Source organism: Psychrobacillus sp. PGGUH221, assembly GCF_042055255.1.
Taxonomy (GTDB): Bacteria; Bacillota; Bacilli; order Bacillales_A; family Planococcaceae; genus Psychrobacillus.
On sequence record NZ_JAQMHQ010000011.1, the window covers coordinates 187,357 to 203,326 of the forward strand.

General features: G+C 37.1%; 16 protein-coding genes. 7 read left to right on the forward strand and 9 right to left on the reverse strand.

All coding sequences use genetic code 11. The features are described from left to right. Positions 1-39 precede the first annotated feature (39 nt). The 7 genes from PGC35_RS18860 to PGC35_RS18890 all read right to left on the reverse strand — a co-directional run bounded on the left by PGC35_RS18860 (position 40) and on the right by PGC35_RS18890 (position 7,947). Positions 40-1,125: a LacI family DNA-binding transcriptional regulator gene (locus tag PGC35_RS18860; protein ID WP_375220229.1), complete on the reverse strand. Its 1,086-nt coding sequence runs from the start codon at positions 1,123-1,125 to the stop codon at positions 40-42. Between the two features lie 397 nt (positions 1,126-1,522). Further along, a complete protein-coding gene (locus PGC35_RS18865) occupies positions 1,523-3,049 on the reverse strand; it encodes a tripartite tricarboxylate transporter permease (protein ID WP_053591717.1) in 1,527 nt (508 codons plus the stop codon). Between the two features lie 18 nt (positions 3,050-3,067). Continuing rightward, entirely contained in the window at positions 3,068-3,517 is a 450-nt protein-coding gene (locus PGC35_RS18870; protein ID WP_053591716.1) for a tripartite tricarboxylate transporter TctB family protein, read from the reverse strand. A 54-nt stretch (positions 3,518-3,571) separates the two neighbouring features. Further along, positions 3,572-4,588: a Bug family tripartite tricarboxylate transporter substrate binding protein gene (locus PGC35_RS18875; RefSeq protein WP_375220262.1), complete on the reverse strand. Its 1,017-nt coding sequence runs from the start codon at positions 4,586-4,588 to the stop codon at positions 3,572-3,574. A 147-nt stretch (positions 4,589-4,735) separates the two neighbouring features. Continuing rightward, complete coding sequence (locus PGC35_RS18880; RefSeq protein WP_375220230.1) at positions 4,736-5,422, reverse strand: response regulator; 687 nt, start codon at positions 5,420-5,422, stop codon at positions 4,736-4,738. Beyond that, positions 5,406-7,016 (reverse strand): ATP-binding protein, encoded by a 1,611-nt coding sequence (locus PGC35_RS18885; protein ID WP_375220231.1) that lies wholly within the window; start codon positions 7,014-7,016, stop codon positions 5,406-5,408. Before PGC35_RS18885 ends, PGC35_RS18880 begins: the two co-directional genes overlap by 17 nt. Position 7,017: 1 nt before the next feature. Further along, positions 7,018-7,947: an AEC family transporter gene (locus PGC35_RS18890; RefSeq protein ID WP_375220232.1), complete on the reverse strand. Its 930-nt coding sequence runs from the start codon at positions 7,945-7,947 to the stop codon at positions 7,018-7,020. Between the two features lie 169 nt (positions 7,948-8,116). Here PGC35_RS18890 and PGC35_RS18895 point away from each other — a divergent pair, with 169 nt between their 5' ends. Further along, on the forward strand, positions 8,117-8,713 hold the full coding sequence (locus PGC35_RS18895) for a biotin transporter BioY (protein WP_375220233.1): 597 nt from the start codon (positions 8,117-8,119) through the stop codon (positions 8,711-8,713). Beyond that, positions 8,710-9,723 (forward strand): biotin synthase BioB, encoded by a 1,014-nt coding sequence (bioB, locus tag PGC35_RS18900; protein WP_375220234.1) that lies wholly within the window; start codon positions 8,710-8,712, stop codon positions 9,721-9,723. Before PGC35_RS18895 ends, bioB begins: the two co-directional genes overlap by 4 nt. Positions 9,724-9,788: 65 nt before the next feature. Here bioB and PGC35_RS18905 read toward each other — a convergent pair whose 3' ends face one another. Beyond that, on the reverse strand, positions 9,789-9,965 hold the full coding sequence (locus tag PGC35_RS18905; protein ID WP_156316834.1) for a hypothetical protein: 177 nt from the start codon (positions 9,963-9,965) through the stop codon (positions 9,789-9,791). A 107-nt stretch (positions 9,966-10,072) separates the two neighbouring features. On the opposite strand from PGC35_RS18905, the gene PGC35_RS18910 reads away from it, so the two are divergent. Beyond that, positions 10,073-11,020 (forward strand): nucleoside hydrolase, encoded by a 948-nt coding sequence (locus tag PGC35_RS18910; protein WP_375220235.1) that lies wholly within the window; start codon positions 10,073-10,075, stop codon positions 11,018-11,020. Between the two features lie 131 nt (positions 11,021-11,151). On the opposite strand, the gene PGC35_RS18915 is transcribed toward PGC35_RS18910, so the two are convergent. Beyond that, the gene (locus PGC35_RS18915) at positions 11,152-13,155 is read right to left on the reverse strand and encodes an ABC1 kinase family protein (RefSeq protein WP_375220236.1); all 2,004 of its coding nucleotides are present in this window, start codon (positions 13,153-13,155) and stop codon (positions 11,152-11,154) included. Positions 13,156-13,374: 219 nt separating this feature from the next. Here PGC35_RS18915 and PGC35_RS18920 point away from each other — a divergent pair, with 219 nt between their 5' ends. The 4 genes from PGC35_RS18920 to PGC35_RS18935 are packed head-to-tail and all read left to right on the forward strand — an operon-like array spanning position 13,375 to position 15,768. Then, a complete protein-coding gene (locus tag PGC35_RS18920; protein ID WP_375220237.1) occupies positions 13,375-14,094 on the forward strand; it encodes an ABC transporter ATP-binding protein in 720 nt (239 codons plus the stop codon). Positions 14,095-14,106: 12 nt separating this feature from the next. After that, positions 14,107-14,853, forward strand: a complete 747-nt coding sequence (locus PGC35_RS18925; protein ID WP_375220238.1) for an ABC transporter permease — start codon at positions 14,107-14,109, stop codon at positions 14,851-14,853. A 49-nt stretch (positions 14,854-14,902) separates the two neighbouring features. Beyond that, positions 14,903-15,361 carry a LytTR family DNA-binding domain-containing protein gene (locus PGC35_RS18930; RefSeq protein WP_375220263.1) on the forward strand — a complete coding sequence of 153 codons (459 nt, stop codon included), beginning with the start codon at positions 14,903-14,905 and terminating at the stop codon, positions 15,359-15,361. Further along, the gene (locus tag PGC35_RS18935; RefSeq protein WP_375220239.1) at positions 15,358-15,768 is read left to right on the forward strand and encodes a DUF3021 domain-containing protein; all 411 of its coding nucleotides are present in this window, start codon (positions 15,358-15,360) and stop codon (positions 15,766-15,768) included. Before PGC35_RS18930 ends, PGC35_RS18935 begins: the two co-directional genes overlap by 4 nt. Positions 15,769-15,970: the final 202 nt, after the last annotated feature.

Consider the following 15,970-nt stretch of genomic DNA (forward strand, 5'->3'; position numbering starts at 1 on the left):
CGTTTTCCCGTAATGCTTGATTAAGTAATCTCCAAAATTTCATGTAGATTGACGAATTAGTAATTCAAATGGTAATAAGGTTTTTAAAGCTATATTTGGATTATCTTCAATTTGATTCATCAGCGTTTTGGCTGCGATAACACCCATTTCATATTGAGGTATCGATATGGTCGACAATGAAGGAACTACATATTGAGCCATATCATTATTATCAATGCCGATAAATGCAATATCTCCTGGAATGTTAAGATCAAGTTCGTGTGCAGCCCGCATCGCAGCAATCGCTAGTAAGTCACCAGCACAAAAAATAGCAGTTGGGCGATTATTTTGAGGATTATTTAATAATTCCTTTGTAGCTTTATAGCTTTGTTCCAAGCACCAATTTGAATTAATGATCCAACTTTCTCTAATAGGCAATCCAAATTCATTCATTGCTTTTTTAAATCCTTTGAAACGTTTTTCGTTTGTCATTGTAATGTCAATTCCACCACCGATGAAACCGATATGACGATGTCCTTTTGATATTAGATGTTCCACTGCTTTAAAAGCTGCTTCTTCTCGGTCATAATCTACAGTGGAAATTGCATGATCACTATAGTTAAAGTCAACGCCCACGACTGGAATCATATCCTTGATTTCAAGAAGTATTTCTTCATCCACCTTATCAATCAGTAAAACCCCATCTACTTCCTTTTCCCTAATAATCTGATGAAAAAAAGCTTCGTCTTCCAAATCCTCATTACTTAACAGTAATAGCGAGTAGCCTGCATTATTCAATGTTTCACTAATACCGGAATATATTTTGGAAAAGTATGGGTTAGACTCGGCAAGACGTGGACTTGCAAGCCATGCGATTCTCCTAGTGCTCTTCTTTTCTTGCAGGGAAGATGCGACAAGATTCCGAGCGTATTCGTTTGGTACATAGCCCAGCTCTTTTACAGCCTGCCAAACTTTTTTCTTTGTTTCAGGATTCACATTCCGTGAAGAATCATTTTTAATGACGCGAGAAACAGTAGTAATTGACACTCCAACGTGCTTAGCAATATCTTTTAATCTAACCAATTTTTTTGTACCTCTTTCCTTTGCAACCGTTTTCAATTTATATAATTGTACTATATAATCCATAGCAATCTAGTACAATATTAAATTAAGTATAAATAGGGTCAACAGGTTGTAGGTACAAGTTAGTGCAAAAAAAATAAATTCAATGAATATATTATATTCAGAAAATTGGTACTGAAATTAATATATAATTAGATACCTCATGTGTCAATATATTTTTTTAACAGATTATACCGCTATTAATCAGAAACAACCGTTCCTACTTGAACACCCCATATCTAAAAAAATTATATACATGGTTACTACTAGTATATAAATCGGTTGAACGGTCAGAAATTATTTTATCCGGACACATTTTTTTATATCCGGTCAGAAAACTTTCTATCCAGTCACAAATCTATTTATCCGGTCAGAAACTAAAAAATGCAGACTCTCCATTCAAGTAGAGTCTGCATTTACCTTATTCTTCTTCGTTCACTATAACTTGACGTCCCTTTAATTTTAAAAGTAAAGGAATCAATAACCATGCTGCAGCTGCAATGATGAAAACTAGCGATAACGGTTTTGTTACGAAGATACTAAAGTCTCCATTCGAAATCGTTAAAGCACGACGCATATTGTTTTCAATCATTGGGCCAAGTACAAGTGCTAAAACTAAAGGAGCTACTGGGTAATCGTTCTTCGATAATAGATAACCTAAAACTCCACAGCCTAACAATATGAAGAGATCAAATGTTGTATATTGTACTGCGTAAACACCGAAGAATGAGATGGCAACAATCATTGGTAGCAAATACTTCTTTGGTGTCTGAATGATTTTTGCAAAGACTCTTACTAGTGGCATATTCAGCACAAGTAACATTAAGTTCCCGATGAACATACTTGCGATTAGGCCCCATGCAACTTCTGGATGTTCATCAAATAATAATGGGCCTGGTTGAATATTGTACATGATGAGTGCACCCATTAGTATAGCGGTCGTACCTGATCCAGGTATCCCTAAAGTTAAAAGTGGAATCATTGCTCCGCCAGATGCTGCGTTGTTTGCTGACTCCGGACCCGCCACTCCAGCAATATGTCCGGTTCCAAATTTCTCTGGAGTTTTACTAAATTTTTTCTCCGTCATATAGGAGAAGAATGAAGCTAGTGTTGCACCTGCTCCTGGTAAAACACCTATAAAAAAGCCTAGAAGTGAACCACGGGCAATTGGTACGGCACTTTCCTTCATATCCTGCTTTGTTGGCAATATCCGATTGATCTTAGCAATTGCCCCTGACTCTTCATCTCGTTCTAAAATTGTTTTAAACACTTCCCCCAGGGCAAATAAACCAACTGCAATCGTTAAAAATTCGAATCCTGAATATAAAATGGGAAGGTCATATGTAAAGCGGGCAATTCCCGAAACCGCATCTATTCCTACTGTTCCTAGCATAAGTCCGAAAACAGTCATCATTAATGCTTTCGTCATTGATTTTCCTGCAAGTCCGCTCACTGCTGCTAAACCTAATAACATTAACGAAAAATATTCTGCTGGTCCAAATTTTATAGCCACATTCGAGAGTGGTTCGGCTAATAGTACAAGTCCAATTAACGAAACTATCCCTGCACAAAATGACCCAATTGCCGAAATTGCCAAAGCTGCTCCTGCTCGACCTTGTTTCGCCATTTGGTAACCATCTAAAGTTGTTACAACAGAAGACGATTCTCCTGGTGTATTCAATAGAATAGAAGTTGTAGAGCCACCATACATCGCTCCGTAATATACTCCTGCTAATAAAATAATCGAGCTTGCTGCAGCTGCTCCAGTTGGCATTCCAGATGTAATCGTTGCTGTTACTGGAATGAGAAGAGCAACACCACTCATCGGACCGATACCTGGCAATACGCCAACTGCTGTTCCGATAACCACACCAACAAAGGCGAACAATATATTATGCCATTGAAATGCGACACTAAATCCGTCAGCTAAAAATTGCAATGTGTCCATAGCTTAATCTCTCCTTCCTTAAAACAGCGGGAATCCTGGCAATGACCCACCAAGAAGCTCTGAAAATAAATAATAAATGCCAAATGAAAATACTGCTGCTATAACTACAGAGGAAACTGTTTTCCCTCTCTCCATCGTTTGAAAAGCTATGAATAAAAATAGAAAAGTAGATACGACGTAACCAACTATCTCTAAGAAAAATGCATATAATACTGCGCCTCCAAAGATGATTAGGAACTTCTTATATTGCAATTGCTCCTTTTGGGAGTCTTCCGATTTATATTTAAATGTTTCATATAATAGTCGAATGCTTAATAATATTAAAATTATTCCAAGGCCCATCGGGAAAATCTTCGGACCGACAGTAGACCCATAAGCACTATCTGAAATTCTTTGGCTCTCTACAAAAAACAGAATTCCAATTAATAAAAAAGCAATTCCGGCTATTCGATCAAATTTTTTATTCACAGTGCACTCTCCTTTCTAATAGAAAAGGCGGCAACAATGGCCGCCAATTACTTTTTATTTCTGCATGCCAAGTGCTGTTAATAATTCAACAATCACTTTATCTTGGTCTTCTAAATACTTAGTAAAGTCTTCAGCGTTACGGTATTCACTAGCCCAACCGTTCTTCGTAAGCTCAGCTTTCCATTCTTCCGTTTCTACCATTTCACTTAATTTTTCAGACCAGTAGTTTTTAGCGCCTTCTGACATTTCTTTCGGTCCGAAAATACCTCGCCAAATTGTAAATTCTGCATCGATACCAGACTCTTTGAATGTTGGCACATCTGCTAAATCACCTTCTAAACGTTCTGTCGAGCTAACTGCAAGTACACGTACATCGCCAGATTTTACGTACGTAGCAATTGTAGATGCATCCGTTGCAATTACATCTGCGTTTCCACCAAGAAGAGCAGCCACTGCTTCTCCACCGCCATCATACGAAACATACTTAACTGTTTTCGGATCAATTCCATATTCAAATGCTGGTAGAACTCCTACTAAATGGTCCATAGACCCTGGTGCAGATCCTCCTGCAAGTGTTACAGCCTTTGAATCAGCTTTAATCGCATCTAATACATCTTGTAACGTTTTAAAATCAGAGTCATTTTTAACTACTATTGCACCGTAGTCACGAGTTAACTGTGCTAATGGTGTTGTATCCTTGTAGCCATATGGGCTATTTCCTTCTGCTTTGTTGTTATTAATAAGAATTGGTGGAGACTTAACCATCAATGCATAATCATTCTTTGCTTCCTTCGTTGCAAATTCCGCCATGTACACTGCTCCACCACCACCTGGCTTGTTTTCCACAGTGATTGGTTTTTCAATTAGTTTCGTATCATTCATTGTTTTTGCGATAGATCGTGCTGTTAAATCCCATCCGCCCCCTGCACCAGATGGAGCAACAAGCGTAATATTATTTTTTGGATACTCAGAAGCTCCTGCTTTTCCTTCTCCCCCTTCTTCGGATGAACAAGCTGCTAAACCTACTGCTAGTGATGTTACAAAAGCTATTGAAGTAATTTTTTTCCACATACTCACATTAAATCCCCCTTAACCCCTTTTTATGATAGCGTTTTCATTCGCTTGTTTATAATTTATCAAAACATTACGTAAACTCAATGCTTTTGGTTATAAGTTGGATAAAGGGTATTAAGTTCATTTTGTTCATATTGTTCACGACTACTGGATAAAGTATCTTCGCTCCGGTCTACCAACCGTTCCGTATATGAGCTCTGCATACACAACCTTTTCTGAAACTAAATATTCTAAATAGCGTCTTGCAGTAGATCGACTCACCCCTACTTGTAGACCAAGAGATTCCGCTGTAATTCCTTCCTTTATTGTTTTTATCTCATTTACTATTTTTTCTTTCGTAATTGGATCGATTCCTTTAGGAGGAATCGATTCCATATACTGTGTAGGTGTCGCTTTATTGTTCCAAAGTGACTTGATTAATTCCTCTTGGACATTGCCTACTCCTGTGAGGATATCTCTTTTTTCTTTATAAGCCAGAAGACTTTCCTTGAATTTTTCAAATGTTAATGGTTTCAAAATATAATCTGCCACACCACCACGAAATGCTTTTTTCACAATATCCGCCTCAGCTGCAGCAGTGATGAAAATAATATCTGTGTCTGGACTATGCTCCTGTATGACTGTTAACAAGTCAGTTCCTAACGTATCAGGAAGGTATACATCTAGTAAAACTAAATCTGGTTGATAGGAAATTATCCAATCCTTCGCTTCATCCCCTGTAAATGCAGAACCAATGACCTCAAATCCTACTAATTTTTCAATAAATCGTCGATGAATATCAGAAATTCTTTTATCGTCTTCCACTATTAGTATTTCAATTTGGTTTGTCATGTAAATACCCCCCTTTTGGAATCGAAACGATAAACAGAGCTCCTCCTAGATCGCCTCTTTCGATAGCAATCGAGCCACCCAAATCATTCACATTTTCCTGTACCTTCACTAAACCATATCCTCGATTTCCATCTTCCTTCGTAGAAACTCCTTCCTTCCAAATATCATTTAGTACTTCCTCTTTTATCCCATTTCCTGAATCTTCTACTTCAATTAAAATTTCTTCTCCGTTATCTAATATGAATACTCGGACAATCCGTTCGTCTTCTAGTAAGCCCTCGACTGCTTCAAATCCATTCGTTACTAAGTTTCCAATAATCGAGACAAAGAGGTGTTTCTGTAAATGTTTCGGCAGCTTCTCTAAGTAACTGTCTTCATCCAAAACAAATCGTACCTTCAATTCCTTTGCACGATTTAAAAATCCAATAACAATCCCCCCAAGGAATGGATCCTGTAAATGCTTCGTCATGAATTGAATTAATGATTGATGTTCTGCTGTCTCTACATGGATTAAACTAAGTGCTTCCTCATAAGAATTTAGCTGAATAAGACCGGATATCGTATATAAAAAATTGTTATATTCATGTGTCTGTGCGCGTAATGCTTCGGTATAACGCTTCACTTGCGATAACTCTTCAGCTAACCGATCAATATCCGACTGAAGACGAAAACTTGAAACCGCTCCCACTATTTTGTCTCCTACTCGAATCGGAATACGATTTACAATCGCTTTTTTTCCACGAATCTCCATTGGACGATCTAATTGATCTTCTCCAGACTCCATAACTTGTGGTAAATTCGTATTTGGGATCACTTCCCAAATATTACGACCAACTAGCTCCGTCTGTTCTGGTAAAGATAATATTTCGTGTGCTGCTAAATTGACCATCGTAATGACACCGTTTGCATCGACCATAATAATTCCTTCACGTACAGATTCAATCAATGCATTACGCTCTGTAAATAAACTCGCTATTTCAGAAGGTTCCAAATTAAATAATTCTTTTTTAATATTGCGTGCTAATATACTAGATCCAACAATTCCTATAAAAATAGCAATTACAACGATATATGCAATATTGTCCACATACTGCATGAATATCATTGCAATATTGTCCTTTAAAAATCCAACTGAAATAACTCCAATAACTTCTCCTTTGTCATCGAAAACTGGTGCTTTCCCTCTTAGAGCTGTTCCCAATGTACCAGTAGCTTCCGATATATAGGATTTCCCATAAATTAGTGCTTGCTCATTATCATCGCCTACCATCTTTTGCCCGATTCTTTCCTTTACAGGATGGGCATAGCGAATTCCTTCTTTATTTCCAATAACAACATACTCTGCCCCTGTGCTCTCTTGGATAGATGTTGCAATAGGCTGAAGAACATCAGTAGGATTCTCCGATTGAAAGCCAGCAATAATATCTTGTCGTTCTGCAGTAGTGATTGCTATACTAAGGGCCCTCTCCCCTATTTGTCTTTCAATTGCATGAGAAATGATAAAGTAAAAGGAGATCCCTATGACTATTGCCACTAACGAAACAAATATAGCCCCAAATCTAAAGATACGTGCTTGTAATGTATTCTTTTTCATATTACCCCCACAAAACTTTTGATAAATAAATAACGATTGTCACGGTAATGCAGCTAACAACCGTTGAAAATAATACAATTTGTGCCGCTAAATTTGGCTCAATATCATACTCCAGTGCAAGTGTAGAGCTATTTCGAGAAGTTGGGAATGCACTTGCTATGAATAAGGATTGTGCCACCACTCCATCAATATCCATCAATATGATTAACCCAAACGCAAGCATCGGGCCTAATACTAATCGACCGATCGTACTCGTTAATATAACTTTATTAAAAATTGTTTTGATATCAAGCTGAGCTAGCTGGGCTCCCAATGTAATAAGTGCAATAGAAATAAATGCATTTGCCAAGTAATCCAATGGTATCCGCAAAGAAATGGGAATACCTATATTCCAAATGTTCATCACTGCTCCAATGATTAACGCATGTACGAGTGGCAGGCGTAATAAACTACGTAAAATATCCAACCCAGACTTTGTAGAAGATATTAAATTATATAAGCCATATGTATAGGTAATGATGTTTTGGAAAATAACGATAATAATTTGAATAGAAGTACCAAGAGGATTAGCTGCGAATAGCATCTGACTGACTGGAATCCCATAGTTACCAGAGTTAATGAGCACAATGCTATTTTTATAAATAGCCGCTTGATTTCTATTTAATTTTAGTAGTTTGCTAACAACTGTCCCCAAAATCATTAAACAAATACTAAAAATCACTAGGTACAAAACAATCTCAGCCATTACAGAAGCGTTTACTTTTGTTTCATAAATATTAACAAATACTGCTGCAGGCATTAAGCAGTACGTGATTAAATTCGATAACGCCTTCAAATTAAATTGAAACTTGATCTGTAAAGCTGCTCCTATTCCCAACATGATCAGAATAGGCGCAACAACTTGAAAAAACACCATCCCTAAATAAACCATCCTAGTTGCCCCATTTCAACAAGCATTTCTTATTTTAGAATATTATCGCACTTTTCTTAATGTTCTACTAGACGTCATTTGTGTTAACCTAAAATAAAAATAGGTTTACACATTTATTTGAAATACATATAATTGAAAATGAAATAGAAAAGAGAGGTGTGGAGTTGAAGTGGTTAAATCACGTTTACACGGGATGATTTTGGCATCCTTATTTGCAGCGTTAATGGGAATTGGAGCGAATATAACATCCATTCTTCCTTTTTTTATTATCGCCGGAGTTCCCATTACTTTTCAGCCAGTCGTTAGTTTGCTTGCTGGTGCTTTACTTGGAAAAAAATATGGACCATTGTCTATGATTATTTATTTATTCATTGGTTTAGCAGGTATTCCAGTGTTTGCACGATTTAGCGGAGGGATTAGTGCGATTCTAAGTCCAACGTTTGGATTTTTGTTGGCATTTATACTCGTGGCTTGGGTTACTGGTGTAATGGTAGAAAAAAGTAAATCGTTCCGAATGCTATTAATCTCTTCCTTTGTGGGGACAGTCATTATCTATTTGATCGGAACAAACTGGATGTACATAGCCTATAAATTTTGGTTTGCTGCTCCGACAGGTTTTGATTACCAAATGGCTTGGACTTTTATGCTAGTGCCATTACCAAAGGACTTAGCATTATCGGTACTTTCCGCAATGATTTCTTATAAAGTGCTTCGAGCTTTTCCAGCACATACACAAACAAATCTAAAACATGAGGTGATTGGATGAACTGGAATGTACTAGCAGAAAATGTGTTAAACGGCCATCAGCTGACGAATCAGGAATGTCTTGATTTTTTACAGGCAGATAGTAAAGAAACACTTGCTCAACTGGATGCAGCATATAAAATTAGACATCATTTTTACGGCAATGATGTTAAATTGAATATGCTCATTAATACGAAGTCAGGGCTTTGTCCCGAAAACTGTCGTTACTGTTCCCAATCATCCGAATCAAATGCCCCAATTGAAAAATATAGAATGATGACGAAGGACGAAATTGTAGAAGGGGCAAAACGAGCTGCTGAATTAGGGGCAGGTACTTTTTGTATCGTAGCAAGTGGTCGTGGTCCAAGTAGACATGAGTTAGCAACTGTAAAAGAAGCAGCTAGGGAAATAAAAGAAACCTTGCCACTAAAGTTATGTGGCTGCCTTGGAATACTTGCAGAGAACCAAGCGGAGGAACTTAAAGAAGCTGGGATAGATCGCTACAATCATAATATTAATACATCGGAAGATTTTCATGACAATATCGTTTCCACTCATACATTCGACGACCGAGTTGGCACCGTTGAAAAAGTAAAACAGGCAGGCATCTCCCCTTGTTCCGGTGTAATAATCGGAATGGGTGAATCTTTGGACAATATTATTAGTATGATGCGTTCTCTTCACTCGATGGATGCAGATTCTGTCCCGATTAATTTCCTACATGCGATAGAAGGAACAGCATTTGAAAATAAAACACCAATGACACCGATGTGGTGCTTACGAATTGTGGCATTTGCAAGGTTCATGCTACCTACAAAAGAAATACGCATTGCAGGTGGTCGAGAGCTTAACTTACGTTCTCTACAACCAATGGCTATGTATGCGGCAAATTCTATTTTTCTTGGAGACTACTTAACAACTTCTGGTCAAGAAGCAGAGAAAGATTTAAAGATGATTGAAGACTTAGGATTTACAATTGAAAAGGACGCGTTCGCAACAAGCGCTGAACATTTCGAAACGAGTGTACTTTAACTAATCCAGCTTCTCGTTAAAGAGATTGAACGGTCACAAATATTTTTATCTGGCCACATTTTTATTTATCCGGTCAGAAAACACAAAATGCAGACTCCTAAGCAGGGAGTCTGCATTTCAGGTTGAATAACTTTTTCAATAATATCTGCACGTGTAGCTATAGTACCAAAACCATCTGCCGATTTTAACATTTCAGCAATATATTTATCTTGTGCATCTAAATATTTTGCTGGGTTTTCCATTGCTGATAAGAGCTTGCTGGTGGTTTTATTTGTTGAAAAGTACTGTTTTAACTTATACTTAGAGAGGAAAAATATGAATAGAAGATTATTGAAATGGAGTGTCTAGTTTGAAAAAGCCTGTTTACTTAAATCACGATGGTGGGGTAGATGATTTAATCTCACTATTTTTATTATTACAAATGGAAGAAGTAGAATTAATCGGTGTTGGTGTTATTCCAGCTGATTGTTATTTAGAACCAGCACAATATGCGAGTCGAAAAATTATTGACCGTTTTGGACAGGGTAAACAAGTTGAGGTTGCTCTTTCAAATTCTCGTCCTGTGAATCCCTTCCCTAAGGATTGGCGTATGCACGCGTTTTATGTAGATGCATTACCAGTCTTGAATGAATTCGATCTAAAAACGGGTGTTGTGGATGAACCCGCCCACATTCATTTAGTAAATAAATTAAATGCCTCTACTGAAAAAGTCACATTACTTTTCGTAGGTCCATTAACAGATTTAGCTCGTGCGCTTGAAATTGCACCAGAAATTGAAGAAAAAATCGAGAAGCTTGTTTGGATGGGCGGTACATTCCTTGAAAAAGGAAATGTTGAAGAGCCTGAACATGACGGAACAGCTGAATGGAATGCATTCTGGGATCCGGAAGCTGTTGCAACAGTTTGGAATTCGAATATCAACATTGATTTAGTAGCCCTAGAAAGTACGAATAAAGTACCTCTTACAAACGACATTCGTAAAATGTGGGCAAGACAACGTGAGAATCTAGGTGTTGATTTCTTAGGACAATGCTATGCAGCCGTACCATCTCTAGTTCATTTTCAAACTAATTCAACTTACTTTTTGTGGGATGTGTTAACAACTGCCACTATTGGCCATGAAGATTTAGTGGAGAAAAAGACTGTTAACTGTATTGCGATTGCAAGTGGTGCAAGTCAAGGTAAAACTGAACTAAATGAAAGCGGTCGCCCTGTTCATCTCGTATACGATGTAGACCACGATGTATTTTTTGATTACATCACACAATTAGCAAAAAAATCCGTTCTAAACAAATAAGAAAAACGCAATCGCCCTGTTAAGCCAGTCCCTCGAGGAGCTGGGCGTCTGGAGCTAGACACTGTTCAAAATTTTTATACTTTCTTTTCTTTTAAAAAATGCAGACCCCAAGCAGGGAGTCTGCATTTATATTAATTATTACTTCGTTTCATATCTCGAATAGCTTGTATGGATAGTCTGACAAGTAGTATCGCACATAGAAATAAACCAACATAAGCTGCTGTATTTAAATATACCGCATACGCTTCATACACAAATTGGGCGATGGCTAAAAGTGCTACGGATATAATCCCAAATGTAATTCCGACAAGTAATAAGACAAATCGGGAAAACAGTTGCGTAACAAAATCTGCATTTTTCCTATCCGAGAAAATATCATGATGCAAGATGATTTTTCCACTTTCCACACGCTGAACGAGACGGTCTATTCTACTTGGAATTTTACGAAGCGTTGGGATAATCATCGTGAGCTCTTCTTCAATAAAATCCTTTGTAGCACCAGGTTCTTTGAACGGTTTTTTCAATATGGACTCTATATACTGTTTGGAGTACTCTTTTCCTTCTACGAAAATATCAAAATCGGGTGTAATAATGCGTAATGTACCATCTAATGTGATAAGAGAGCGAAGTGCAAGTCCCACGGATGGATAAAAGGACAATCCGAAATCACGGACAACTTCAAATAGAGATTGAATCAGTTGTTCAGTTGGAACACGGTCCACATAAGAAATCTTCAATAATATTTGACCTAACGCTTGTTCAATATCTTCTCGTTCTGCATCGTCTGCATCTTCGATAAGTAACATCACTCCATCGTAAAGTATGCTCGCATCATTTTGCCGAATCCCAAGTAAGAGTAGTTTCATCCCTTCTTGCTGAGGAGCCGCCAGTCGACCGACTGCACCGAAATCTAGTAATATTGGAAGGCCATCCTTTTTATCTATAAAAATATTCCCTGGATGTGGATCCGCATGGAATATACCTGAAACAAGCATTTGCTCCATGAAAGAGTAAAGTACTGTTCGAGCAAATTCTCTTCTATCAATCTCTAGATCATAAAATAATGTATCACCAACCGCTACACTTTCACCATGAACATATTCAGAAACAATCATACATTTGTTACTAAATTCTGTGTAAACACGTGGTATCTTCACTTTATACTGACTTTCCACAAGCGCATTTGTAATTTGTATCGTGTTGCGTACTTCTATATCGAAGTTTACTTCCTCTCGTAAACCATCAGCAAACCCGATTGCAAGCTCTCGAAATCCTAAACTTTCTGCCCAAGTTGATTTACTACAAACCCAATCTGCAAAATCAACTAATATATTTAAATCGTCACGCATTATATCTTTCACATCAGGACGTAACAATTTGACGACGACTTCCTCATTATTTCTTCTTAAAATCGCTTTATGTACTTGTCCAATCGATGCAGCTGCAATTGGCTTCATATCAAAATAGGAAAATACACTTTCTAAACTATAAGGCAGGCTTCTTTGCAGAATTGACTTCACCTGTTCCTCCGTCAAAGGCTTCACATTTTGCTGTAATGAGCCAAGCTCCTCGATGAATGCTTCCGAAAAGAGTTCCTTTCTCGTAGATAACACTTGACCAAACTTGATGAAGATGCCGCCTGACTGCTCTAATATTTCTCGGAAAGCAATTGCTAACTGCCGGTCATTTTCTCGATGTCGAGCGTATTTTAATGCTCTTGTAAAACCATTTGTAAGACCAATTTGAACGACTTGGCGCAGTCTTTTCTGTTGACGCCATTGGTTTCGAACGCGTTTGAGAAAAAACTTTTGATTGGTATGTCTATTTCTTCTTTCATCCAATTCAAGTGGGGAAAATAACTCAAAAAACAGATAAAGTAACATCGTGATCAACAGCATACTAGCAATCCAAATAAGTGTGCTTGCATTCGTAACTGCAGTGACCATGCTTTCATTCAAATAATCCGTATAACGTAAATAAGAATACCAATACACAAAAGAGGTTAAGGACACGCTAAGAACAACCGACAATATACGCTTAGTGAACTTTATCTGGGTGCCCATTAACCGTCCACTAACAAAATAAATACAAATTGCTACTACAATCATTTGTATAAATAGCTTTACATAAATCATAGTCCCACATCCTCCTATAAATTGTTTCTACTATAACAAGACCTATCAATATGTATGATAATTCGTTCTGTTCACATTCCTATCGTGGCAAGCCATGCAAGTCACCTTCTTTTTATTGCAAGTCACTCCCCTTTAAATACCACTCACCTAAAACAAACTGTCTTTTTAGTTATTCCACCATAAACTTGGTATACAAAGAAATTTATTGGAGGAATTGCAATGAATATAATTGACGTTCGTAATTTAAAAAAATCTTATGGACAAAACAATGTTTTACAAGACGTGAATTTTCAAGCAAAAGCAGGTGATATTATAGGGGTCATCGGTAAGAATGGAGCAGGAAAATCAACTTTTCTTGAGATTCTGATGACGATTAAACAATATGATGCTGGTAATGTAGTCGTATTAAATGAAGATATACAGTCTCTATCTATTACCCAATTGGAGTATATTCGAAAACAAATATCTGTCGTTTTGCAGCCCACACAATTTTATAAAACGTTAAAAGTAGAAGAATTACTGAAATTATTCAAAGCGTACTATCAATCACCCGTTGATATTAAACAAATTATTGCAGATTTCAAATTAGATCCACACCGAAAGAAATACTTTGATAAGCTCTCTGGAGGTTGGAAGCAAATAGTTAGTTTAGCAATAGCATTTTTGTCTGAACCAAGGCTTCTTATATTAGACGAACCAACTACAGGACTTGATCCACATATGCGAAATCTCCTTTGGTCGTATATTACCGATTACAACAAACGTACAGGAGGCACCGTCATTTTAACCACACACAATATGGATGAAATCGAATTGTACTGCGATAAAGTGATGCTGATTAACAATGGAATCAGTGAGGCTTTTGACACTACCCAAAATATTCTAGCTACAGGCTATAAATCTATTCATGCGTTTTATCTTGCGAAAGTTTCCATTTGAGGGGGAGTTTAAATGTTAGCAACACAATTAAAATATGATTTATTAATGTTCACAAGAGAAATCTTTTATTTAGTTTTCACGGTTGTCGTTCCACCTGCTACGTATATATTTATGGGGCAATTATATGGGGATCAAACATATGGCACAAACTTAAGCTATGCCCAAACCTACACCCCCTCCTTTATCTTACTCATTACTTTTACGGTTGTATTTTTCGCTTATGGTTTTGACCAAGTAATGCAACGGACGACAGGGATAGAGAAAAGAATCAGTCTATCTCCTGTTCCCAGAAAAACGCTATTACTTTCCAGTATTCTCCGCTCCATTATTATTACAAGCCTTGGATATGTGTTTATATATTCGATAGGTTTGCTTATGTATGATTTACAGTTTCATTTGCTGGAGGCTCTGTCTTCCTATGGGTTTTTCATTTTAATAAATGCTGCGCTTCTTATCTTGGCATCTGCTATTTATTCGTTCTTTCAAAATATGAATAGTGCCCTTGTATTTTCGATCGTCCTCTTCCAAATCGTTATGCTTACTGGTGGATTTGCGATGCCTATCAACATGATGCCAAAGTTTGTGCAAGTTATTGCGGACGTTAATCCTTTGTATCATATAAACAATTTGTTTATCGCAGTTTGGAATGGGCAGCTTAACTTTGGCCACAGCACCCTCCTTTCCCTCGGTTATATCGTTGCATTAATTCTTGTTTCTATAATAACTTTGAGAATACAAAACAGACGAAAAATGATATAGCTTGCTACTCATGAAACCATTACACTTAGGGAGAGAGGGGTGTCAAGTGTTGAAAGTTTCATTGAATATTGATGATGATTTTAAAGAGACGAAAGTTACAATTGAAACGCCTAAGTTGGATGATTCCGTTCAAGAGTTACTTGATTATATAAAAGGGCAAGAAACAGAATTCCTTGTAGGGAAAGTGGGAGAAATGCAGCATATTTTAAAACCTTCGGATATTCACTACTTCCATACAGAAAAAGAAGCAGTCATCGCCGTTACTACTTCTGGTTCCTATAAATTAAAAGAAAAACTTTATGAACTCGAGGAAATTCTTCCTTCTAATAAATTTCTCCGCCTATCGAAATCCGTTATTGCAAACCTGCATGAATTGAGTCGATTTGAAGCATCATTCAATGGCACCCTATGTGTGCATTTCAAATCAGGTGCAAAGGAATATGTTTCCCGAACCTATGTAAACACGATTAAAGAAGCATTAAAGATGAATAGGAGGAAAAGTGTATGAAGACCTTTCTTTTTCGAAGCATGATTGGCATTTTCTTTGGGGCTTTCTTAGCCGTCCTATTTACTAATTTAATAGTGCTTTTTGGAGAACAAGATCTGATAGATGGGCAACTATTTTTGAAGAATTCGCTAGGCTCTATTTTTTGTGGATGGTTTTTCACGGTGAGCCCTCTCTATTTTGAAAATCCAAAATTGCGTTTAGCCCAACAGACAGGACTACATTTTCTAACCGTTGTCGTATTGTATTTTATTTTAGCGTTTGGAATTGGCTGGGTGCCATTTGAATGGTCTAGCTTCTTCTCAGCAATTGTATTATTTGCTGGATTTTATTTAATTTTTTGGACAGCCTTCTATCTTTATTTCCGTAACCAAGCGAAAAAATTAAATGACGAATTGGATTTACTCTAGACTTGTTTAATCTGGACACAACTCGGATGCATCAGCCAAAATTTCGGATGGCTCAGCAAGATAATAGATAACGAGACTTTTTTTATTACAAGTAGAACATTAATTAATGTAGAAAAGATGTTGAATGGACAGAAAGTAATTTATCCGGTCACATATTTTTTTATCCGGACATATTTCTGTTTATCCGGTCACAATTTTTTCT

Coding starts and splice junctions, on each gene's coding strand:
- PGC35_RS18860 (WP_375220229.1), bottom strand. CDS start 1,125: ATGGATTATATAGTACAATTATATAAATTGAAAACGGTTGCAAAGGAA.
- PGC35_RS18865 (WP_053591717.1), bottom strand. CDS start 3,049: ATGGACACATTGCAATTTTTAGCTGACGGATTTAGTGTCGCATTTCAA.
- PGC35_RS18875 (WP_375220262.1), bottom strand. CDS start 4,588: ATGTGGAAAAAAATTACTTCAATAGCTTTTGTAACATCACTAGCAGTA.
- PGC35_RS18880 (WP_375220230.1), bottom strand. CDS start 5,422: ATGACAAACCAAATTGAAATACTAATAGTGGAAGACGATAAAAGAATT.
- PGC35_RS18885 (WP_375220231.1), bottom strand. CDS start 7,016: ATGAAAAAGAATACATTACAAGCACGTATCTTTAGATTTGGGGCTATA.
- PGC35_RS18890 (WP_375220232.1), bottom strand. CDS start 7,947: ATGGTTTATTTAGGGATGGTGTTTTTTCAAGTTGTTGCGCCTATTCTG.
- bioB (WP_375220234.1), top strand. CDS start 8,710: ATGAACTGGAATGTACTAGCAGAAAATGTGTTAAACGGCCATCAGCTG.
- PGC35_RS18905 (WP_156316834.1), bottom strand. CDS start 9,965: ATGGAAAACCCAGCAAAATATTTAGATGCACAAGATAAATATATTGCT.
- PGC35_RS18915 (WP_375220236.1), bottom strand. CDS start 13,155: ATGATTTATGTAAAGCTATTTATACAAATGATTGTAGTAGCAATTTGT.
- PGC35_RS18920 (WP_375220237.1), top strand. CDS start 13,375: ATGAATATAATTGACGTTCGTAATTTAAAAAAATCTTATGGACAAAAC.
- PGC35_RS18925 (WP_375220238.1), top strand. CDS start 14,107: ATGTTAGCAACACAATTAAAATATGATTTATTAATGTTCACAAGAGAA.
- PGC35_RS18935 (WP_375220239.1), top strand. CDS start 15,358: ATGAAGACCTTTCTTTTTCGAAGCATGATTGGCATTTTCTTTGGGGCT.